Source organism: Mycolicibacterium chlorophenolicum, assembly GCF_001044235.1.
In the GTDB taxonomy this organism is placed as follows: Bacteria; Actinomycetota; Actinomycetes; order Mycobacteriales; family Mycobacteriaceae; genus Mycobacterium; species Mycobacterium chlorophenolicum.
Genome location: NZ_JYNL01000030.1, coordinates 322,132 through 343,180 on the forward strand (window position 1 = coordinate 322,132; position 21,049 = coordinate 343,180).

At 69.9% G+C, this 21,049-nt stretch carries 23 protein-coding genes; 14 read left to right on the forward strand and 9 right to left on the reverse strand.

The features are described from left to right. Window positions 1–55: 55 nt before the first annotated feature. Window positions 56–205, forward strand: a complete 150-nt coding sequence (locus tag MCHLDSM_RS38470) for a hypothetical protein (RefSeq protein WP_168440045.1) — start codon at window positions 56–58, stop codon at window positions 203–205. 26 nt (window positions 206–231) lie between these two features. On the opposite strand, the gene MCHLDSM_RS16230 is transcribed toward MCHLDSM_RS38470, so the two are convergent. Continuing rightward, the gene (locus tag MCHLDSM_RS16230; RefSeq protein ID WP_048471011.1) at window positions 232–678 is read right to left on the reverse strand and encodes a pyridoxamine 5'-phosphate oxidase family protein; all 447 of its coding nucleotides are present in this window, start codon (window positions 676–678) and stop codon (window positions 232–234) included. 169 nt (window positions 679–847) lie between these two features. On the opposite strand from MCHLDSM_RS16230, the gene thiD reads away from it, so the two are divergent. Continuing rightward, a complete protein-coding gene (gene thiD / locus MCHLDSM_RS16235; protein WP_048471012.1) occupies window positions 848–1,696 on the forward strand; it encodes a bifunctional hydroxymethylpyrimidine kinase/phosphomethylpyrimidine kinase in 849 nt (282 codons plus the stop codon). Window positions 1,697–1,745: 49 nt separating this feature from the next. After that, complete coding sequence (locus tag MCHLDSM_RS16240; protein ID WP_048471156.1) at window positions 1,746–2,312, forward strand: dihydrofolate reductase family protein; 567 nt, start codon at window positions 1,746–1,748, stop codon at window positions 2,310–2,312. A gap of 16 nt (window positions 2,313–2,328) precedes the next feature. On the opposite strand, the gene MCHLDSM_RS16245 is transcribed toward MCHLDSM_RS16240, so the two are convergent. Further along, window positions 2,329–3,225 (reverse strand): LLM class flavin-dependent oxidoreductase, encoded by an 897-nt coding sequence (locus tag MCHLDSM_RS16245; RefSeq protein ID WP_048471013.1) that lies wholly within the window; start codon window positions 3,223–3,225, stop codon window positions 2,329–2,331. A gap of 146 nt (window positions 3,226–3,371) precedes the next feature. Between MCHLDSM_RS16245 and MCHLDSM_RS16250 the strand changes: the two genes are divergently transcribed. After that, window positions 3,372–4,601: a S1C family serine protease gene (locus MCHLDSM_RS16250; RefSeq protein ID WP_063840635.1), complete on the forward strand. Its 1,230-nt coding sequence runs from the start codon at window positions 3,372–3,374 to the stop codon at window positions 4,599–4,601. 14 nt (window positions 4,602–4,615) lie between these two features. Here MCHLDSM_RS16250 and MCHLDSM_RS16255 read toward each other — a convergent pair whose 3' ends face one another. Next, window positions 4,616–5,653, reverse strand: a complete 1,038-nt coding sequence (locus MCHLDSM_RS16255) for an alcohol dehydrogenase catalytic domain-containing protein (RefSeq protein ID WP_048471015.1) — start codon at window positions 5,651–5,653, stop codon at window positions 4,616–4,618. A 13-nt stretch (window positions 5,654–5,666) separates the two neighbouring features. After that, window positions 5,667–6,530 carry an NAD(P)-dependent oxidoreductase gene (locus MCHLDSM_RS16260; RefSeq protein ID WP_082168909.1) on the reverse strand — a complete coding sequence of 288 codons (864 nt, stop codon included), beginning with the start codon at window positions 6,528–6,530 and terminating at the stop codon, window positions 5,667–5,669. A gap of 59 nt (window positions 6,531–6,589) precedes the next feature. Between MCHLDSM_RS16260 and MCHLDSM_RS16265 the strand changes: the two genes are divergently transcribed. Continuing rightward, window positions 6,590–7,120, forward strand: coding sequence for a nitroreductase family deazaflavin-dependent oxidoreductase (locus tag MCHLDSM_RS16265; RefSeq protein WP_048471016.1), 531 nt, complete (start codon window positions 6,590–6,592; stop codon window positions 7,118–7,120). Here MCHLDSM_RS16265 and MCHLDSM_RS16270 read toward each other — a convergent pair. Beyond that, the gene (locus MCHLDSM_RS16270; RefSeq protein WP_048471158.1) at window positions 7,074–7,541 is read right to left on the reverse strand and encodes an SRPBCC family protein; all 468 of its coding nucleotides are present in this window, start codon (window positions 7,539–7,541) and stop codon (window positions 7,074–7,076) included. The two genes, MCHLDSM_RS16265 and MCHLDSM_RS16270, sit on opposite strands and share 47 nt — an antisense overlap. A 66-nt stretch (window positions 7,542–7,607) precedes the next feature. Between MCHLDSM_RS16270 and MCHLDSM_RS16275 the strand changes: the two genes are divergently transcribed. Both MCHLDSM_RS16275 and MCHLDSM_RS16280 read left to right on the forward strand, forming a co-directional pair. Next, window positions 7,608–8,174: an FKBP-type peptidyl-prolyl cis-trans isomerase gene (locus tag MCHLDSM_RS16275; RefSeq protein WP_048471159.1), complete on the forward strand. Its 567-nt coding sequence runs from the start codon at window positions 7,608–7,610 to the stop codon at window positions 8,172–8,174. 112 nt (window positions 8,175–8,286) lie between these two features. Beyond that, window positions 8,287–9,708 (forward strand): GGDEF domain-containing protein, encoded by a 1,422-nt coding sequence (locus tag MCHLDSM_RS16280; protein WP_048471017.1) that lies wholly within the window; start codon window positions 8,287–8,289, stop codon window positions 9,706–9,708. 5 nt (window positions 9,709–9,713) lie between these two features. Here MCHLDSM_RS16280 and MCHLDSM_RS16285 read toward each other — a convergent pair whose 3' ends face one another. Beyond that, window positions 9,714–10,574 carry a MurR/RpiR family transcriptional regulator gene (locus MCHLDSM_RS16285; RefSeq protein WP_048471018.1) on the reverse strand — a complete coding sequence of 287 codons (861 nt, stop codon included), beginning with the start codon at window positions 10,572–10,574 and terminating at the stop codon, window positions 9,714–9,716. A gap of 5 nt (window positions 10,575–10,579) precedes the next feature. Next, window positions 10,580–11,374 (reverse strand): class II glutamine amidotransferase, encoded by a 795-nt coding sequence (locus MCHLDSM_RS16290; protein WP_048471160.1) that lies wholly within the window; start codon window positions 11,372–11,374, stop codon window positions 10,580–10,582. A gap of 126 nt (window positions 11,375–11,500) precedes the next feature. Between MCHLDSM_RS16290 and MCHLDSM_RS16295 the strand changes: the two genes are divergently transcribed. From MCHLDSM_RS16295 to MCHLDSM_RS16315, 5 genes are read left to right on the forward strand one after another with little or no spacing between them, the layout of a single operon-like run. Next, complete coding sequence (locus MCHLDSM_RS16295) at window positions 11,501–12,808, forward strand: type I glutamate--ammonia ligase (RefSeq protein ID WP_048471019.1); 1,308 nt, start codon at window positions 11,501–11,503, stop codon at window positions 12,806–12,808. A gap of 16 nt (window positions 12,809–12,824) precedes the next feature. After that, a complete protein-coding gene (locus tag MCHLDSM_RS16300) occupies window positions 12,825–14,345 on the forward strand; it encodes an APC family permease (protein ID WP_109788858.1) in 1,521 nt (506 codons plus the stop codon). Next, window positions 14,342–15,649: an aspartate aminotransferase family protein gene (locus MCHLDSM_RS16305; RefSeq protein ID WP_048471021.1), complete on the forward strand. Its 1,308-nt coding sequence runs from the start codon at window positions 14,342–14,344 to the stop codon at window positions 15,647–15,649. Before MCHLDSM_RS16300 ends, MCHLDSM_RS16305 begins: the two co-directional genes overlap by 4 nt. Further along, a complete protein-coding gene (locus tag MCHLDSM_RS16310; protein WP_048471022.1) occupies window positions 15,636–16,811 on the forward strand; it encodes an amidohydrolase family protein in 1,176 nt (391 codons plus the stop codon). Before MCHLDSM_RS16305 ends, MCHLDSM_RS16310 begins: the two co-directional genes overlap by 14 nt. Then, window positions 16,801–18,255, forward strand: coding sequence for an aminotransferase class I/II-fold pyridoxal phosphate-dependent enzyme (locus MCHLDSM_RS16315; protein WP_048471023.1), 1,455 nt, complete (start codon window positions 16,801–16,803; stop codon window positions 18,253–18,255). The genes MCHLDSM_RS16310 and MCHLDSM_RS16315 overlap by 11 nt, the downstream gene beginning before the upstream one ends. A gap of 3 nt (window positions 18,256–18,258) precedes the next feature. Here MCHLDSM_RS16315 and MCHLDSM_RS16320 read toward each other — a convergent pair whose 3' ends face one another. Further along, entirely contained in the window at window positions 18,259–18,840 is a 582-nt protein-coding gene (locus MCHLDSM_RS16320) for a TetR/AcrR family transcriptional regulator (RefSeq protein ID WP_048471024.1), read from the reverse strand. Between the two features lie 54 nt (window positions 18,841–18,894). Here MCHLDSM_RS16320 and MCHLDSM_RS16325 point away from each other — a divergent pair, with 54 nt between their 5' ends. Continuing rightward, window positions 18,895–19,680: an SDR family NAD(P)-dependent oxidoreductase gene (locus tag MCHLDSM_RS16325; protein ID WP_234714017.1), complete on the forward strand. Its 786-nt coding sequence runs from the start codon at window positions 18,895–18,897 to the stop codon at window positions 19,678–19,680. 32 nt (window positions 19,681–19,712) lie between these two features. Beyond that, a complete protein-coding gene (locus tag MCHLDSM_RS16330) occupies window positions 19,713–20,585 on the forward strand; it encodes an SDR family NAD(P)-dependent oxidoreductase (protein WP_048471026.1) in 873 nt (290 codons plus the stop codon). 18 nt (window positions 20,586–20,603) lie between these two features. On the opposite strand, the gene MCHLDSM_RS16335 is transcribed toward MCHLDSM_RS16330, so the two are convergent. Beyond that, the gene (locus tag MCHLDSM_RS16335; RefSeq protein ID WP_048471027.1) at window positions 20,604–21,041 is read right to left on the reverse strand and encodes a VOC family protein; all 438 of its coding nucleotides are present in this window, start codon (window positions 21,039–21,041) and stop codon (window positions 20,604–20,606) included. Between the last annotated feature and the right edge of the window lie 8 nt (window positions 21,042–21,049).

Genomic DNA, 21,049 nt, shown 5'->3' on the forward strand with positions numbered 1-21,049 from the left:
CTGGGCACCCTCCGCCCGTTGCACTGAATGCTCGCGGACGAAAGAGGACCTGCTGATGACGATGCCCAGTGACGCTGCGGACGCGGTGGAGAACCAGGGGTCCAACGAGGGGCCGCGCGATCACAAGGGTGTCGACACCGAGCACAGCGCCTATGTCGATGAGAACAACGTGCCCCATCCCGGTGACGCCAACGAGGCTGACTGACGCGCGGTCGGTCCCTCGTCGCAGGCTCAGGTGCTGGGCTCGCCCCTCTCGTAGCGGCCGGTCTTCTCCGTCAGGTGGATCCGGTACACCGTGCCGGTGAACTCCGCTCCGGAGTGGGCCGCAGCATGGGCGGCGGCGAACTCCGGTCCGAGCTCGGGTGCCAGCCGATCCAGGAGTAGGTTCAGGCCCTCTCGGGCGGCGGTCCCGTCGAGCAGTTCGACTGTCCCCCAGCCGATCACGCTGCGCCAGTTCGACAGGTCGGTGATGTTCTCGACCTCGAAGCACACCGCGCCGCCCTGCTGCAGGGCTGTGAGCTTCGCGCCCGGCATCGAGTGCCCGTACACGCAGCCTTCGTGGTAGACGTAGCAGACCGGCACCACGTAGGGCCGTCCGTTGCTCAGGCACCCGATGCGGCCGACGACGCCTTGGCTCAGCTCGGCCTCCACATCCGCATGATCGAGGTCGCCCAGCATCCGCTGCCTCCCAGCTACCGTGCACTTCTGTCATGGACACGTCGATGCTGCGCCACCCGCTGCGCCGGGGTAATGGGCGAAAGACCTTTGGTGTGCGGCCGTCGGTCACGGGTGCCGATCCAGCGGATAGGGTGACACCCACTCCACCGTCTCACGAAGCGATCGATACATGGCCGACACGCCGCGCAGCCTGCCGCTGACGCCGCCGGGACAGACCCCGCGCCGCGTCATGACAATCGCGGGCTCGGATTCCGGCGGCAGTGCCGGTCTGCAGGCCGACATGCGGGCCTTCGCGATGCTGGGTGCGCACGGGTCCGCCGCCCTGACGGCCGTGACGGTCCAGAACACATTGGGCGTCAAAGCTTTTCACGAGGTGCCGGCAGAGGTGGTGGCCGCGCAGATCAGTGCGGTGGCGTCCGACATCGGGATCGAGGCGGCCAAGACCGGCATGCTGGCCTCGACCGCGATCATCCGGGCCATCGTCGCGACCTGGTCCGCCGAGGGGCTGCACGGCACTGTTCCCCTGATCGTCGACCCGGTATGCGCCTCCAATGCGGGAGAGCCGCTTCTGCACCCCAGCGCACTCGATGCCATGCGCGACGAGTTGATCCCCCTGGCCACGCTGGTGACCCCGAACCTCGACGAAGTACGCCTGCTCGTCGGCATCGACGTCGTCGACGACGACACCCAGCGCGACGCGGCCAGGGCGCTGCATGCGCTGGGGCCGCAGTGGGCTTTGGTCAAGGGCGGACACCTGCGCACCTCGCGCATCAGCTCCGACCTCCTTTTCGACGGTTCGGAGTTCCATCAGTTCGCCGCGGCTCGCGTCGACACCCGTCACGACCACGGCGCCGGCGACACGCTGGCCGCCGCGATCACCGTGGCACTGGCCCATGGTCTTCCGGTGCCCGATGCGGTCGCATTCGGCAAGCGGTGGGTGACCGAGTGCATCCGCGCCGCCTATCCCCTGGGCCACGGCCTCGGGACGGTCAACGGGATGACCCGCCTCTATCACTGACTCGCGTGGCGCCGCGATGAATTCTGCCCGTGGGTGCAGTCTGATCGGCGTGGGCACACTCATCTATGGCTTCAACGTGTCGGTCGACGGGTACATCGCCGACGCGCACGGCAACCTCGACTGGAGCGCACCGAGCGACGAACTGCACCAGTACTGGAACGATTACGAGCGGGACACCGCTCTGTCGTTCTACGGGCGGCGACTCTACGAACTGATGTCCGCCTACTGGCCGACCGCCGATCAGGATCCCGACGCCACCCCGACGATCGTCGACTACGCCCAGGTGTGGCGCGACATGCCCAAGGTGGTGTTCTCGCGGACCCTGGAGTCCGTCGACTGGAACTCCCGCCTGGAACGCGGCGACCCGGTCGAGGTGGTCAGGAAGCTCAAAGCCGAAACCGAGGGCAGGCTGGAGGTGGCGGGTGCGACGCTGGCCGCGCCGATCGTGCAGGCCGGTCTGGTCGACGAATACCGGATCGTGCTCGCGCCCACCGCGGTCGGCGGCGGCCTCCCGTTCTTCCCCGCCCTCCCGTCCCGGATCCCACTGCGACTGGTGGAGAACCGCACGTTCCCGGGCGGCACCGTGCTGCTGCGCTACGAGGCGAAACACGACTGATCGGACGGCACGCGGGTCAGCGGCGCAGCAGCGGCGCGACCTGGGTGCCCACGAATTCGACGAACTCTTCGATCGGCGCCGTCGCCCGCGGCTGGAACACCAGGGTGTCCGCACCGGCACGCAGCCACCGATGCGCAGCGCCGGCGATCTCCTCGGCGGACCCTGAAACTCCGACGTCGGCGCGCGGATCGAAGCCCCACTCCCCGATCTCGTCGCGAAGGTCTCGGCCGGCGTCCGCGCCTGTCGTGCACAGCAGATACGTGACGACCGAGTGCCGGTGCGCCCCGGATCCCTGCCCGGCGCGGATGTGAGACACCGCGTCGCGCAACTGATCTGGAGACGTTCCGCCGGTGATCACCGTCCCGGCGGCGAGTTCGCCACTGAGGCGCAGCGTCTTCGGTCCCACCGCAGCGGCCAGGATCCCCGGGGCCGGATCGGGTGGCCAGTCGAGCTGCACCTCATCGAGGTCGACGTACCGACCATGGAAGGTGACGCGTTCTCCGCGCAGGAGCGCGGTCAGGCAGGTCAGGTACTCGCGCAGGAGCGTCATCGGCGAACCGACCCTCTCGCCGATCTGCGCCATCCAGTCCTGGACGCCGTGGCCGACGCCGATGCGAAGCCGGCCGGGGAACGCGCGGGCCAGCGTCGCGATCTCCATCGCCGCCAGCGCGACGTTGCGCACCGGTACCGGCAGCACCCCGACCCCCACCGTCAGACGGCTGCTGTGCGACAGCGCGATGGCCGCCGCGGAGATGCCGCCGGCCAGGAAGCAGTCCTCCCACAGCCACAGCTCGTCGAGCCCGGCGGCATCGGCCGCGGCAGCCGCAGCGCCGATTCGCTCCGGGGCCGTCTGAGGGCGGTAGACGCAGCCGACTCGTGGGGTCGGGCCCGTCGTCGGTCCTTCTGAGGTCACGAGCGGATCCTCGCACAGTGGGCGACATCACTCGACGGCCGCGATGTTCTCGGGCTTTGCTGAATTCCCTCTCAGTTGCGTCTCAGCAGTCGTCGGCACGGTCGAAGAAGCCACACGCATTCTGACGACCGAAGGGAACGACACTGATGATGAACCCGCCCCCATCCCCCGGGTACCGACCGGGACCGGGTTACGAGTGGGCCGGCGGGACAACGCAGCGCCCCCCGAATTCGTTGCCGCACGGGGGGCACCCCGAAGGCCGCCGCCGCGCGCCTCGCGTCGTGGTCTTCGCGGGCGCCGCGGCGATCGCCCTTGCAGGCGGCGGCATCGGCGCCGCGACCGCGGTCGCTGTGCAGGACCACGCCCCGTCGGCGACGACGCCGCCGAGCGCCGAGCGCGTCCAGTCGCTCAAGCCGGCCGCCAACGCGGCCCCGGGTTCGGTCGAGCAGGTGGCCGCCAACGTGATGCCCAGCGTGGTCAAACTCCAGATCACCACGGGCCAAGGCATGGCCGAGGGTTCGGGGATCGTCCTGACCCCCGACGGGCTCATCCTCACCAACAATCACGTGGTCGCCCCGGTGGCCGAGGGTGGCGCTCCCGGCGCTCAGCCCGCCGCGTTCGACGGCGGGGACACGACAAGCACCGTGACGTTCTCCGACGGGCGCAGCGTGCCGTTCACCGTCGTCGGCACGGACCCGACCGGCGACCTCGCGGTCGTGCGCGCCCAGGGCGTCAGCGGACTGACGCCCATCGCCATCGGTTCCTCGAAGGACGTCCAGATCGGCCAGGAAGTAGTCGCCATCGGATCCCCGCTCGGCCTGCAGGGCACCGTCACCAAAGGCATCGTCAGCGCTTTGAACCGCCCGGTGACCGCCGGAGACGGCGAGGGTGGGTCCGGCGTCGTGCTCGAGGCGCTGCAGACGGATGCCGCCATCAACCCCGGCAACTCGGGCGGTCCCCTCGTCAACATGAAGGGCGAGCTGATCGGCGTCAACTCCGCCGGCGCCAGCACCGGCTCCGGCGGCGGTTCGATCGGGCTCGGCTTCGCGATTCCGTCGGACCAGGCCAAGCGCATCGCCGACGAGTTGATCTCCTCGGGCACCGCCAGCCACGGATCACTCGGCGTGCAACTGAGCGCCGACAGCGGTGACACCGCGGGCGCGGCGGTCGCCGACGTCGCGGCGGGAAGCCCTGCGGCCCAGGCGGGTTTGTCCAGCGGCTCGGTGATCACGAAGGTCAACGACCAGGTCATCGACGGCCCGGAGGCTCTTGCCGCGGCCGTGCGGTCGAAGGCGCCCGGTGATCAGATTTCGCTGACCTACCAGGACGGCTCGGGCGCGACCCGCACGGCACAGGTCACGCTCGGGTCCGCGTAGGGCGGACGTTCGGATCAGCGGCGCGGGTCGATGATCGTGATGCCCGCCGGCACGGCACTGTCGAGAGCCGGCAGTGCCGCCGCCGCATCCTCGAGCCCGATGGTCCGCTCGATGAGCTCCTGAGGCCGTAGCTCGCCGCGCTCGATCATCGCCAGCATCGCAGGGTAGTCCGCCGCCGCCATCCCGTGGCTGCCCAGAAAGTCGATCTCCCAGGCGATCACGCGGTCCATCGGAAGACGCGGGTGACCGTGCACCGGCGGCAGCAGACCCACCTGGACGTGTCGGCCTCGCCGGCGCAGGCTCAGGATCGAGCACGCGCACGCCGATTCGTGCCCCACCGCGTCGACGCCGACATGGCTTCCGCCGCCGGTGATCTCGTGAACCCGGTCGGCGACGTCGGTGCCGTCGGCAACCAGGGTGTGATCAGCCCCGAGTGCCTCTGCCGCGGCCAGCGCGGCCGATGTTCGATCGATCGCGATGACGTTGGCGCCCAACGCTTTACCGATCATGACTGCGCTCAGCCCCACGCCGCCCGCGCCCACCACGGTCAGCCACTCCCCGTCCGACAGGTGGGCCCGGCCGATGAGCGCCCGGTAGGCGGTGGCGAACCGGCAGCCCAGACTCGCCGCCGCCGCGAACGAGACGGATTCGGGAAGAGCCACCAGATTCGTGTCGGCCGCAGGCAGGGCGACGTACTCGGCGAAGGAACCCCAGTAGGTGAATCCGGGCTGCTCCTGACGGGGACAGACCTGCGCGTTGCCTGATCGGCACCACGCGCAGACGCCGCAACCGCACACGAACGGCACGGTCACCCGGTCACCGACCGTCCACCGCTGCACGCCGGCGCCGACCGCTTCGACGACACCGGCCAACTCGTGGCCCGGAACATGCGGAAGCGACAGGCTCTCGTGACCGACCCACGCGTGCCAGTCGCTGCGGCACAGTCCCGTTGCCCGGACGGCCACCACGACCCCGTCAGGGGGCGCAACCGGATCCGGCACGGCCCGGACGTCGAGTGAGCCGCCGACGCGGTCCATCACCAGTGCGCGCATCGCGAGCGGGCTCTCAGAACCCGAAGTAGACCGCGGCCATGTCGTCACCGCCGTGGCCGGCGCTGCTGGCCGCATCGAAGGCCGCGCGCACGCCGTCGATCAGCACCGTCGACACACCGGAAGCGCCGAGCGCATCCCCGATCAGCCCGGCGTCCTTGCGGACCCCGTCGACGCTGAACTGGGGAGCGTAGGAGTCCCCGATGATCGCCGCACCCTTCATCTGGAGGTAAGCGGAGTTTGCGGCCGACCCGTCGAACGCGTCCAACACCAGCTGCTGGTCGACGCCGAGCGCTTTCGCCAGGGCGAGTGACTGCCCGGCAGCGGCAGCGAGCGTGGCGATCCACGCATTGCACGCCAGTTTGAGCTTCGAGCCCAGCCCCAGTTCGTCGCCGACCCAGATCGTCTTGGTACCAACGCCATCGAACGCCGGCTGCACCCGTTCCCTCAGCGCGGGATCACCGGACGCCAGCATCACGAGCTTGCCCTGCTCGGCCGGCGCCTTCGTGCCGAGCACCGGACAGTCCAGGAAAGCGACACCGTGCCGGGCGGCGACCGACGCGGTCTGTGCGGCACCCTCGACGCCGACGGTCGCGCACTGTACGAAGACCGCGTCCTTGCGCAGGTGCGGCAGGACCGTCTCCATCACCTCGATGGTGGATGCTGCGTCGAACAGCATGGCCATCACGACGTCGGCGTCGGCGACGGCCGCAACCGGATCCAACGCCACCGTCGCGCCGTCGTCGGCCAACGGCTCCGCCCGCGCGACGGTGCGGTTCCACACCGTGACGTCCATGCCTGCACGCAGAAGTGACTGCGCCATGCCGGCGCCCATGGCGCCCGTGCCCAGAATCGCGACTCGCATGGGGTCATTGTGCATTCCGACGGCGTGCGCACCGACAGCGGCAGCGCCCGCTTCACGCGCTACCCTCGCCCAGCATGGGCATCCCCGAGGTCGAACCGACAGCGCCGTCGCCGTTCTTCAAGGCGGGCGCCAAGCTGATGGGCACCGACACCGCGCGCCGGTTCCTCAAGCGGTACGGCTGGCGCATCGACCGGGCGGTCATCAAGCTGACGAACGGGCACGTGTCGATGTCGCTCGTGCTTCCCGAAGTGCTGCTCACCCACACCGGCGCGAAGACGGGTCAGCAGCGCAGCACGCTGCTGACCTACTTCACCGATCGCGGCAGGGTCATCACCATCGCCTCGAACTACGGCGGCGAACGCCACCCCGCCTGGTACCACAACGTCATCGCGCATCCGCACGTCACGTTGTCGGCGCGCGGCTACACGGGCACCTTCGTCGCCGAGGAGATGACCGGTGCCGAACGCGACCGGCTGTTCGACCTGGCGAAGCAGTTCGTTCCGAACTACGCCGACTACGAGCGGATGGCCGGCGGCCGACGAATCCCGGTCGTGGCGTTCAGCGAGACGACGTCTCGGCCGCCAACCGACCCAACGTATCGCTGAGCTGGTCCTCGGTCACCAGCGGGAACTTCACCTTCTGGAGCAGGTCCTTGTCGGTCACCTTGGACCAGTCGTAGGTGTGGCGGACCAGGGTGGCGTTCGGGCCCTGAGCTTCCAACTCCCACAACCACTCCCAGCCGGGAGGCTCCGTGCCCGCGGGTGCGGTCTTCCACGCCAGCAGCTTGTCCTTGACGTACCCGGAGACGTGGTTGTCGGTCTTGTACTCCCCGCCCATGTGGTCGCCCTGCATGTTCATCGTGAACACCTCGCCGACCTTCTGGATCCGGTCGGCGTGGTCCACGCTGCGGACGAATCCGGACCCGTCCAGAGCCGGATGCCGCTGGGGATTGGTCAGCACGTCGAAGACGGCGTCAGCGGGTGCGTCGATGGTTCGTTCGACCGTGACCTTCTTGTCGTCGCTCATGATTCCCACAGTGCCCACACCCGGCCCGTGCCCAAACCTGCCCCCGACGGCGGTAGCGTGGCGGCGGTGAAATTCCGGAGCCTGCCGTCCTCGTTCGCCTTCGCCGCCTGTGCTCTGTCCGTCGCGGCGCTGACCGCCTGCGGGTCCGCGCCCTCGTCGGAGGCGCAGGCGCCGGCCTGCCCGACCGCAGCGCCGCAGAACCCCGGCACGTCGGAGTGGACGCTGCCGGGCGCGACAGGCAGCGTCGCCGTCACTGGATCGACGGACACCGCGGCACCCGTGGTCACCGTGACGCCGCCGTTCAGCGTTCCCGAGACCCAGGTGCACACCCTGCAGGCCGGCTCCGGACCCGTCGTCGCGGACACCGCCACCGTGTCGGTCTGCTACATGGGCGTCAACGGCCGCGACGGATCGGTGTTCGACAGCAGCTACGAACGCGGCACCCCGGTGGACTTCCCGCTCGACAGTGTGGTGCCCGGCTTCCAGAAGGCCATCGCCGGCCAGAATGTCGGTTCCACCGTCGCAGTGGCGATGACCTCCGCGGACGGATATCCCGCCGGCCAACCCGCCGCCGGCATCCTGCCCGGCGACTCGCTGGTGTTCGCGATCAAGATCCTCGACGTCACCGGCTGACGGGCCGCGAGGTCGTCGGCGCCGCACCCAGCATGCGCGCGATGGCAACCAACTTTGCCACAACTGTCACACCAGGTGTAAAACCAGCTTGGACTGGCTACTATTTCGTACCGTGACGTTAGCCAGTTTCGCCGGCACCCGCGCGGTGCGGGCGCTCGCGGTCGGCGTCGTCATCTTCACCGCATCGGTCGCCGGGATCGACAGCCGCCTCCCCGAGTCCATTGCCGTGCTCTGGCCTGCGAACGCCATCCTGCTCGCGGTCCTTGTCCGCCATCGCGCAGCGCGCCGCCATCTCGAGGTGTGGAGCGCCGCGGCGGTCGGGTACGTGGCCGCGGATCTCTCGCAAGGCACCGCCGCGACTCCCGCGGTCGTGCTGGCCGTCGCCAATCTGGCCGGGGTCGTCGTTGCCCTACTGGTGTTCGTCCGTCTCGACGTTGCCGACGTGCGGGTGGCGACGCCGTCGACCGTCGTCAGGTTGGCGTCGGGGTGCGTTGCCGGGTGCGCGGTCGGCGCCGTCATCGGCGCCACGGTCGCCGTGAGCTACTTCGGCGGTACCTGGCCCGAAGGGTGGCTGAGTTGGTTCGCCTGCGACCTGGTGAACTACGCCTGCCTGCTGCCCGTGCTCCTCACGGTCCGCCGATGGCGGTGGACATCGTGGACCGGTCTGGTGGGGGCGCTGAGAACCGTGGCCACGTCGTGGACGCTGTTGATCGCCTTGCTGGTGGTCGCCTGGCTGATGCGGGACAGCGGCAGTGCGGTGGCCTTCACGATGCCCGCGCTGATGGCGTGCGCTCTGGGCGGCCGGATGTTCGCCACCGCGCTGATGGTGATGACCTCCACGGTCGCGATGCTCGCGCTGTCGGTCGGGGTCGGCGCCAGTGCGGCGCCGGCACCCGTGAGCACCACCACCCAGATAGCGCTGGCCCTTCTCGCGCTCGGCCCCCTGCTCGTGGCGGCGGCGACGGCCGAGCGGCGCCGTCTGCTCGACGAGATCCGGCAGGCGACCACCCGCGACGACCTGACCGGCGTGCTGCGGCGGGGCGAGTTCGCGGCCCGCGCGCAGGAACTGCTGGCCCACGGTGACTCAACCGGGATGCCGACGGCGTTTCTGATGATGGACCTCGATCACTTCAAGCTGCTCAACGACCGACGTGGGCACCGCGCCGGCGACCAGGCCCTCGTGGAGTTCAGCGCGATCCTGCGCGACGTCCTGGGCTCTCAGCGCGACGATCCGCGCGGAGCGATCATCGGCCGCGTCGGGGGCGAGGAGTTCGCGGCACTCCTGCCCGGGGTGAGCGTCGAACGGGCGCGTGCGCTCGCCGAGGAGATCCGCCGGCGTCAGGAAGACCGGGCCCGAGCCGACTTCGGCGCCGACGGCAGCACCGTGAGCATCGGAGTGTCCGGCTGCACCGGCCGTCACACCCTCGACGAGTTGATGATGTCGGCCGACGCGTCCGTCTACAGCGCCAAGCGGCAGGGCCGCAACGACGTCGTCGTTTTCGCCGACACCGTGCTCAGGGCGGTCGGCGACTAGCCGGTTCACGGCAGCACCTCGTTGCGGCGACGCTCCTCCCACAGCGCCATCCGCGTCCGCGCCGGCTCCCCGATCGCGTCCATCACCAACGGGATCAGCACCTCGGTCAGCAGGAATCCCGCCGACATGCTCTGGTACACCGTGCCGACGGTGCTCGACGCGGCCAGCACCACCTCGGCGTCGGGCGCCACCGGACAGGCCATGTCGTCGGTGATCAGCAGCAGCGTCGCTCCGGCCCGGTGCACATCGGCGGCGAGCTCGGCGGCGCTGCGGTGATACCGGTGATAGTCGAACAGCACCACGACATCTCGCCGGGTGAGGTCCATCATCGTGCCGAGGTCCCTGCCCTTCGGATCCGACAGCAGCCGTACCCCGGGTCGCAGCTGCTCGAGATGGGCGGCGAGGTGCACGGCGAGCAGATGGGAGAACCGGCCGCCGTGCAGATGCAACGGGCGCGACGCGTCGGCCATCAGCGCCACCGCGGCCTCGAGCATCGGTGCGGGTAGTCGCGCCAATGTCTCTTCGGCACAGGCATTCTGGGCCCGCGCCTGATGCAGGAGACGGTCGAGTGGACTGCCTGCCGGCGGAGCATCGGCCAGCCGCGTCAACGGTCCGCTGGACTGCTGGGTCAATTCGGCTCGCAACGCCACCTGCAGGTCGGTGAAACCGTCGTAGCCGAGCGACTGCGCGAACCGCAGCACCGTCGGCGGACTCACCTCGGCGCGCTCGGCGAGCCTTGCGGCACTGGCCAACCCGGCGCTGGGGTAATCGGCGAGCAGCGCGCGGCCCACCCGGCGTTCGGCGCGACTGAGCCCGGCCAGCGCAGCGTTGGTGCGGGCCGCCACCGTCTCGCCGCGTTCGTCCATGCCGATCAATCTGCCATGATCGGCACGACGGTCACCGACAAGTCCGCCAGCGACACCGACGCCACGCTCTCGGCCGGCAGCGGGCTCCACTTCAGATCACCGAAGCCGGTCGAGCCGATCACCACAGTGTTCTCGTCGGGCCGTGCGATCCGCAACGAGAAGTAGTCCTCGAGATGCTCAGCGGGCAGGTCGGTGGCGCTGATCTCCTCGATGTCCTCGTCGAGCAGCCGGCTTCTGGCGTGGGCGTGCACGGCGATGAGTTGGCCCTCCCCCAGCAGGAGCGCGTTGAGGCTCGCGTCGGGATAGAGGTGCCGCAACTCGGCGACGGCCCGCCGCACCGCCTCGACGAGATCCGGTGCGGCCGCGCGGTGCTGGCGCAGCAACGCGAAGTAGCGCTCGCTGTCGGTGGTGCCGCGCAGCGTCGACGCGACGCTGGGGTCGAGCAGCGCCTCGAGCGCACCGACCGGTTTGATCGACCCGTTGTGGGCCATCGCCACGCCGTCGGCGGCGAACGGATGCGAGTTCTCCGGCTGCACGGCGAGCCCGTTGGTCGCCCATCGCAGATGGACCACCGACCCCCGCGCGACCTCTTTGGTGGCGGTGCCGAAGCGGGGATCCTCCAGGGCGCTGTCAGCGGAAACCTCCACGCGCGGAACATCATCGGCGTGGAGTACCGACGCCACCCCCCAGCCGTCGCCGTGAATCTTGGTCAGCGCCAGAAAATCCATGAGCACCGTGTCGCCGACGGTGTCGGCCACCGAGGTCGGCAGCACCGACGCGACACCCAGCAGACGACACATCCGCATCTCCGTTCACCCGACGACACGATCTAATGAATCGATCATAAAGGTCGAGAATTAAAGACGCTGAAACATTTATGACATAGCGTGAACCTGTCACCCACCGTTGGAGGAAGTTCGTTGCCCATGGGACACCCCGACCTGCGTGCTGAAGGCGTGGCCATCGTCGCCGGATCGGTGACCGACCTGGCCGGCGTCACCCGGGCCAAGTACGTGCCCGCCTCGCGGCTGGATGCCTTCGCGCGCTCGGGAATGGGGGTCTCCCCCTCCTGGAGTGTGTTCTGCGTGGACAGCGGCATCGCGTTCACCCCGACCATCGGCGTGGCCGGCGACCTGCGCATCCGCATCGATCCCGACGACCTCCGCGTCGTCGAGCACGGGGTGGCCTGGGCGCCCGGGTCACTGAACGACCAGTACGGTCGGCCGGCGCCACTGTGCACCCGCACGCTGCTCGCCAGGTACGAACGCGCCGCCGCCGACCGCGGCTTGGACGTCCGGATGGGCGGGGAGCTGGAATGCACCATGCTCTCGGCCGACGGAGGGCCGGCCACCACCGACGCGTGGTCGCCCTACGGCATCCGGACCTCGCTGGACCGGTCGGCGTTCCTGGTCGACCTCGCCACCACCGCCGAACGCGCAGGCCTGCCGGTCGAGCAACTGCACACCGAGTACGGCCACGACCAGCTCGAGATCTCGCTGGCGCCCGATACACCGGTGGCGGCGGCCGACGCGGTCATCCTGGCGCGGATCGTGCTCAGCCGCGCCGCCGCGCGCCACGGGCTGCGAATCTCGTTCTCCCCGGTGCCTTTCGAGGGTGCCGCCGGCAACGGCGCACATCTGCACCTGTCGCTGTCCGACGGCGACGGTCCGCTGCTCTCTGGCGGGGACGGTCCGCGCGGGCTGCGCGCCGGCGGTGCGGCCGCCATCGCCGGGGTGCTCGACACCCTGCCCGACCTCATCGGGCTCTACGCCGGATCGGCCGTATCGGCGCTGCGGCTCAAGCCCGGCAACTGGGCCGGAGCCACGGCCTGCTGGGGGTTGGAGAACCGGGAAGCCGCGGTGCGGTTCATCGCCGCGACCCCTGGGAACCCGCACGGGGCCAACATGGAGCTCAAACTCATCGACCCCAGCGCCAACCCCTACCTGGCCGCCGCGGGCTTCCTCGGCAGCGCACTGCGCGGGATCGACCGCAGCCTCGACCTGCCCGAGGAGATCCCGGAGAACCCGGCGCAGTCCGGCGTCCCGACCCGTCCGCTCCCCCTCGCCCAGCGCGACGCGCTCGACGCGATGGAGACCTCCGCCGCCGCCGCCGAACTGCTCACCCCCGACATCGTCGCCGCCCTTGTCGCCGTGCGCCGCTACGAATGCACGACCTTCGGCGACATGCCCCCCGCTCAGATCTGCGACGCCCTCCGGCTCGCGTGGACCTGCTGAAGTGAAGGAGAACCCCATGGCGCCAGAGACCCCGATCATCTCGGAGCACCCCGATCAGATCCCCCACCGCCGGCTGCCGTTCTGGGTCGCACTCGCCCTGTCGGTGGCGCTGGTCGGCCCGACCCTGGCGATGTCGGGCAACGGCCAGGGTCTGATCGGCACCGTCGGCAAATCGATCCCGCTCGTCTTCCTGATCGGCCTGGTCGGCGTCTCGCTGGTCGGCTACAGCTTCGTGCGGCTCACCCGGCACCTCAATCACGCCGGATCGGCCTACGGACTGGTGGGCGGGACCATCGGGCCGCGCACCGGCTTCTTCTCCGGTTTCGCGATGCTCGGCGCCTACTGGGGGTTCTCGATCGGCACGCTCGCCCTGACGGCGGCCTTCGTGAACTCGTTCATCGCGGCGCTGCAGCCGGGCAACGACAACCCCTACCAGGTGCCCTGGCTACTGGTGGTGGTGATCGGTGCCGTCATCTCGTTCCTGTTGTCCGGCAGAGACATTCAGCTGCTCGCGAAGATCCTGCTCGCCATCGAGGGAATCGGCATCCTGGCGATGATCGTGCTCGTGGTGGCGATCTTCGCCCAGGGCGGCGCCCCCGCGACGGGCATCGACTTCTCGGTGTTCTCCTTCTCCGGCGGTGTCTCCGCGTCAGCGGTGCTGGCCGGTGTGGTGGCGGCCTTCCTGTCCTGGGCCGGATTCGAGGCGTGCGCGTCGATGGGTGAGGAGACCGACGACCCCAAACGCAACATCCCCCGCGCGCTGGCCGGAACGCTGATCCTCACCGGCGTGCTGTTCGTGGTCGTGATGTTCGCGCAGGTGGTCGGATTCGGCACCGACGCAGCGGGACTCGAGGCGTTCCAGGGTTCCGGCAACACACTCGGCGATCTCGGCGGCACCTACATCGGCCAGTGGTTCTCGCTCGTGATCATCTTCACCGCGATCGTGTCGGCGTTCGGCTGCCACCTGGCGACCTCGGCGACGTCGGGCCGCATGCTCTACGCCTTCGGCCGCGACGGATTCGGCCCGAAAGCGCTGGCGCACATCCACGCCGGCACCGGCGGTCCGCGCCGGGCGACCTGGCTCGTGGTGGTCGTCGCGCTGGTGGTCGACCTGATCTGCGGGGCGCTCGGCTGGCCCGACATGGGCACCGGCAACGCCGCGATCAACACCTACTTCCTGTTCGCGGTCGCCGGATCGGTGTGCCTGATGGTGTGCTACCTGCTCGTCGAGCTCGCGGCCGCCTACTTCGTCGGCGCGCCGAAGTTCGGATCGGTGCACGGCGGCACGGGCAGAGTGCCCGGCCTGGTGCTCCCCCTGCTCGGTGCCGTCGTGATCGTCACCGTGCTGTGGTTCAACGTCAAGGACGCCGACAGCTGGTCGGCCGCACCGCTGCTGGGCCTCTACTGGTGTGCGCTCGGCCTGGTCATCGCGGTGGCGCTGTCCGGCATCGCCAAGCGCGTCGGTGAATCGCTGGCCGTCGAACTGGAGCTCGCGCCCCGCGGCGCCGGTGCAGCCGAACCGACCCGACCCGCGTGAGCTCGCTCTACGCCCGCGACGCGGCCGTCATCGCCGGTATCGAGAAGCTGCGCTTCTTCCCGCTCGAGGTGCAGTCCGGCCACGGGTGCATACTCACCACCCCCGAGGGTCGTGAGCTGCTCGACCTGTCCGCGACGTGGACGGCGTCCGGGCTGGGGCACGGTCACCCCGCGGTGGTCGAGGCGGTGAGCCGCGCGATCCGGGACGCGCCCGGATCCGGCGGACTGTCGGCGGTGCACCCCGATTCGGTCGGCCTGGCCGAAGACCTGCTCGCGCTGGTGCCCGGCGACGGCGAACGCCGCGTCTACCTCGGGCACGCGGGCTCGGACGCCAACGACGTCGCGCTGCGCGCATGCCGGCACGCCACCGGGCGGCGCACCGTGGTCGCGTTCGAACACAGTTACCACGGCGGGGTCGGTCTCGCGATGGGCGTCTCCGGCGTGCACGTCGACGCCGGTGCGCCCGCCGATCCCGACGCGGTGTTCCTGCCTTACCCCAACCCGTTCCGGCCCGGGCCGGACGGTGTGGAGGCCGATGTGACGGCCTGCCTGGAACTGGCCGACCAGCATCTGGGCGGCGGTCGCGTCGCGTGCCTGATCGTCGAACCGATCCTGTCCGACGGCGGTCTGGTGGTACCCCCGGACGGCTTCCTGGCGCAGCTGCACGAGGTGTGCCGGCGCCACGGCGTCCCGATGATCTGCGACGAGGTCAAGATGGGGCTGGGCCGGCCGGGCACCCTGCACGCCTTCGAGCACGACGGCGTGGTGCCCGACATCGTCACGTTCGGGAAGGTGATCGGCGGCGGGCTGCCGCTGTCGGCCGCGGTCGGACCCGCCGAGATCCTCGACAACCCGCCCGCTGCGGCGCTGCTGACCACAGCCGGCAACCCGGTGTGTACCGCCGCGGGCCGGGCAGTCCTGAAGACCATCGTCTCCGACGGGCTCGTCGACAACGCCGCCACCGTCGGTGCGGTACTCGCGGATTCGCTGCGCGGTCTGGCCGACTCCCCCGGCGGTGACCGGATCGGCGACGTCCGGGGCCGCGGCCTGGCCGTCGGCCTGGAGCTCGTCGATCCCGAGACGGGTGACCGGGATCCGCGGCTGGCCGCCGCGGTGGTCTACCGTGCTTGGGAGTTGGGCGCGGTCGTCTACTACGTCGGCGGGAACGTCCTCGAGATCACCCCGCCGCTGGTGCTCACCGAGAGTCAGGCGATGCAGGCGGCGGAGATCCTCAGGGCGGCGATCGGCGACGCGGCCGCAGGCAAGGTCGACGCCGAGGAGGTCGCGAAGTATGCCGGCTGGTGAACTGCAGGACGTCTTCGACGGCGTGGAGGCCCAGGTCCCCGACGGCCTCGCCGACCACCTGCGCACCGTCACCCTCGTCGACCACCACGTGCACGGCACCTTCACCGAAGCCGTCGACCGGGCCACGTTCGAGTTCTCGATCAACGAGGGGTCCAACGATCCGGTGCCGAGCTGGATGACACAGTTCGACTCCCCTCTCGGCCTGTCGATACGGCGTTGGTGCGCACCACTTCTCGGTCTGCCCCCGCACGCCGACGGCGAACAGTACTGGAAACGCCGCTGCGAATTCGGTCCCGACGAGCTGGCGACGACGATGCTGCCGGCCGCCGGTGTGTCGCGCTGGATCGTCGACACCGGCTTCAAGGGCGACCGGATCACCCCGCACGGCCGCCTCGCCGAACTCGCCGGTGGGCAGTCCTCGGAGATCATCCGGCTCGAACGGGTCGCGGAGGATCTTCTCGAGGACGGCACCGCCCCCGACGACTTCCCCGACGCGATGCGGGCTGCGCTGGCGCGCGCCGCCGACGACCCGGCGGTCGTCGGCACCAAGACGATCGTGGCCTACCGCACCGGCTTCGACATCGACTGGAGCGCGCCCGCCGACGCCGACGTCGTGACCCGCGCCCGGGACCTCGCGGCGCGGCCGGGTTCGCCGCGCATCGACGACCCGGTGCTGATCGCGTTCGGTGTGCACGAGGCGGCGGCACACGGCCTGCCGATCCAGGTGCACGTCGGGTTCGGCGACCGTGATCTGGATCTGCACCGCTGCGATCCCCTGCTCCTCCTGCCGCTGCTGCGAACCATGCCGCCCGTGCCCCTCCTGCTGCTGCATTGCTACCCGTACCACCGCCAAGCCGGTTATCTCGCACAGGCTTTCGACCACGTGAACTTCGATGTCGGGCTGGCGATCAACTACCTGGGCCCCCGCGCCACCGGACTGGTCGCCGAGGCGCTGGACACCGCGCCGTTCGCCAAACAGCTGTACTCGTCGGACGCATTCGGCCCACCCGAACTCCACGTGCTGGGGTCGGTGCTGTGGCGGCGTGCCATGGGGCTGGTGCTCGGCGAGTGGGTCCGGACCGGCGACTGCGCCGAGGCCGACGCGATCCGCATCGTCGACATGATCGGCGTCACCAATGCCCAACGCGTCTATGGGCTCTGACCACACCCGCGCACCCCTGTTCGCCTCGCTACGCGAATTCGTCGAGCGCGGGCAGGCGCCGTTCTACTCGCCGGGGCACAAGGGCGGCCGCACACTCGACCCGTGGCTGCGGCAGAACATCGCCGCCCTGGACCTGAACAACCTGCCCGACACCGACACGCTGCACTGCCCGGCGGGGCCGATCCTCGAGGCGGAGCGGCTGATCGCCGACGCATGGGGCGTCCCGCAGAGCTTCGTCATGGTGCAGGGATCCACGGGCGGGAACATCGCCGTCGCGCTGACGGCGCTGCGGCCCGACGAGCCGGTTCTGGTGGCGCGCAACGCCCACAAGTCGGTGCTGGCAGGGCTGGTGCAGGTCGGCGCCCGGCCGGTGTGGCTGGAGCCGCGCTGGGACGCCGCGTTCGGTGTCGCACACGGACTCGACACCGGCGTCGTCGAGACGGCGTTCCAGACGACCGGTGCGAAGGCCCTGTGGGTGCTGCACCCGACCTACTACGGCACGACCGGGGACATCACCGCACTGGCCCAGGTGTGCCGCCGCTACGGCGCGCGGATGCTCGTCGACGGTGCGCACTCCCCGCACTTCGCGTTCCACCCGGAGCTGCCCACTCCGGGCGAGCGGTCCGGCGCCGCCGCCACCGTGCAGTCGGTGCACAAGATCCTGTCCGGGCTCAGCCAGGCCGCCGTGCTGCACGTCGACACCGCCCAGCTCGACGAAGCGTCGGTGCGGCGGTCCCTGCAACTCGTGCAGACCACCAGCCCGCACTTCGCGATCATGGCGTCGATCGATCTGGCGCGCCGGCAGATGGTGCTCGACGGCCGGGCCCTGCTCGACGCCGCGCTGGCCCGGGCACGATCCGCCGCCGAGCGGCTCAGCCAGATTCCGGGTCTGACGGTGCTGCGACCGCACCACCTGGCCGGACCCGGCACCGGCCTGTGCCAGCTCGACGAGACCAAGCTGCTGATCGGAACCGCCGCCGTGAACGCCGACGCACGGGAGATCCTGGCGCGGCTCAACCACGTGCACGGTGTGCAACCCGAACTCGCCGGCACCGGACACATTCTGTGCATCAGCACCATCGGCAACACCGCCGACGACTTCGACCGGCTGACAACGGCTTTCGAGGAAGTATCCGCCCACTTCGGACAGCGGGATATCGACACGGCGAGTGGGTGGACCGCTGATCTGCTCGCGGTGCGGCCGGACGTGGTGCTGACGCCGCGTGACGCGTTCTTCGCCGACACCGACAGCGTCGCACTGGCCGATGCCGCCGGACGGGTCGCCGCCGAGGCCATCACCCCCTACCCGCCCGGCATCCCGCTGGTGATGCCGGGCGAGCGCCTCGGGCGGGACGTCATCGACCTGCTGGTGGCGCTGCGCGACGCGGGCAACCCGATCAGCGCCTCGGATCCGACGCTGACGGTCGTCGCGGTCGTGCGCTGACCGTCACCGGCGCGGCGGCGCGTCGACGAGCGCGGTGAACGCCCCTTCCAGCAGAGCCTGCAGATCACCCGGTTTCGCGTGCGCCAGCGTGGTCGCGCCCACGACGCTTCGCATCAGCAGCACACCGGAGATCACCGACAGGATGACGTCCCCCCGAAGGTGTGCCCCGGGGCCCCGGAGTTGCCGGGCCAGTCGTCGCCCGACATGGCGTTCGATGGCGTCGCGCACGATCTCGGTGGCCCGCGGGTTCGACAGCGAACGCAGCATGATCAGGAACGGCTCGGGTGGATCGGCTCGCGGATCGGTATGGGCGACCAGCGCGGCGGCTACGTGGCGCGCCAGATCTGCGGCGTTCTCGGCGACGAAAACCGCTGGCGCAAAGGAGGTCTCGACGGCCTCGACGAACAGCTGCTCCTTCGACCCGAAGTAGCGGTTGACCAGCATCGCGGTGAAGCCGGCATCGGCGGCGATATCCCTCACGCCTGCGCCGTCGTAGCCGGCCCGTGCGAAATGGCGAACGGCCGAGTGCAAGATAGCCTCGCGGGTGGACGCCGCATCGCGGCGGCGCGGTGAGCTGGACGGCATACCTCACGGTAGAGGAATAAATCACGAGAAGTCTACATTTGTAGACATATGCAGATGGGATTGTCGAACAAACGAGCACTGGTCACCGGATCGAGCACAGGGCTGGGCCGCGCCATCGCCGAGATGCTGGCCGGCGAGGGCGCTTCCGTGGTGGTGCACGGCCGAGACGAGCAGCGCACCCACCACGTCGTGGACGGGATCCGCTCGGCCGGCGGTGACGCCGCAGGCGTGATCGGAGACATCGCGACCGCCGAAGGGGCAGCCGAGGTTGCCGGTGCCGCCGGTGCGGTGGACATCCTGGTCAACAACGCCGGTTACTACGACGGGCTGCGGTGGACGCAGCTCGGTGCGGACGACTGGCTCGAGATCATGCGCGTCAACGTCATCTCCGGCGTGCGGATGATCGAGCACCTGGTGCCCGGCATGCGACGCCGGGGGTGGGGTCGCGTGATCCAGATCGGCGGCGGTCTGGCCCTTCAGCCGGCAGCGGGACACCCCCATTACAGCGCCAGTCTCGCTGCGCGCCATAACGCGACCGTGTCCCTGGCCCGCGAGCTCGCCGGCACTGGCGTGACGGCCAACATCGTCGCTCCCGGCGCCATACTCACCGGCCCCACCGAAGAGATGGCCCGCCGGGCCGCCGCCGAGCACGGTTGGGGATCCCACTGGAATGACATCGAAAAGGCCGCGTCGACCGCGTGGTTCCCCAACGATGTCGGCAGATTCGGCAGACCCGAGGAAGTCGCTGCGGCCGTGACCTTCCTCGCCAGCACGCACGCCGACTACATCACCGGGGCCGATCTCCGCGTGGACGGCGGCGTCGTCCGCACCGTCTCGTGACTTCGTCCACCCACCACAGAAAGGGAAACATCATGACGAACCCATCGAAAGTCATCCTGATTTCGGGTGCCTCCCGCGGCCTCGGCCGTCACCTCGTCGACCGGGCGCTGGCCGCCGGGCACCGCATCGTCGCCGGCGTCCGGTCGCCCTCCGCGCTCGCCGACCTGGCCGACCGGCATGCGGACCGCCTCGCCGTCGTGGAACTGGACGTCACCGACGCCGACCAGGCCCGCGGCGCCGTCTCCACCGCGGTCGAGCGATTCGGGCGACTCGACGTCCTGGTCAACAACGCCGGCTATGCGAATATGGCCCCGATCGAAGATGTCGACATCGACGACTTCACCGCCCAGATCGACACCAACTTCTTCGGCGTCGTGCGGCTGACCCGGGCCGCGATACCGGTCATGCGCGCCCAGGGGTCCGGTCACATCGTCCAGATTTCCTCGGTGGGAGGACGATTGACGCGCCCCGGCCTGGCCGCATACCAGTCGGCCAAGTGGGCTGTCACCGGGTTCTCCGGCGTGCTGGCCGCCGAAGTCGCTCCGCTGGGCATCAAAGTCACCGTGCTCGAGCCGGGCGGCATGCGCACCGACTGGGCCGGTGCGTCGATGCGTGTCGACGAGGTGCGCGACGAGTACGCGAGCACGGTCGGCGCGGCGGCGCAGATGAGCAGATCCAGCAGCATCGGCGCCAGCGACCCCGCCAAGGTCGCCGATCTGGTGCTGCAGATCATCGACATGGCCGAGCCGCCGGCTCGGCTTCTGGTCGGGCCCGACGCCTACGACTACGCCACAGCCGCAGGGCGGGCCCTTCTCGCCGACGACGAGCGGTTCCAGGCACTGAGCAGATCGACCGTGGCCGACGATGCGACTGCAGCCCAGCTCGATCCGCTCAGCGGTACGTAGGACGAGTGGATCTCGGGGTCACTCCGCCGTCAGTTTCTCAGCGAGCATCACCAGGATGCCGCTCGGACCCCGCAGATACGTCAACTTGTAGAGGTCGCGGTAGGTCGCCACGCCGCGCAACGGATGGCACCCGTGCCGGGCGGCGATCGCCAAGGCCTCATCGAGGTCGTCGACCGAGAAGGCGACGCGGTGCATGCCGATCTCGTTGGGCAGCGTGGGATTCGAGGTGATCGCCTCGGGGTGGATGTACTCGAACAATTCGAGGCGGCCCTGACCGTCGGGCGTCTGCAGCATCGCGATCTTGGCGTGGTTGCCGTCCAGGCCAACCGCGGTGTCGGTCCACTCACCGCGGACGGTGTCCCGGCCGACGACCTCCAGACCCAGATCGGTGAAGAAGGAGATCGTCGCCTCCAGATCGGAGACCGCGATGCCGACGTTCTCGAATGTGATAGCCATCGACCCGG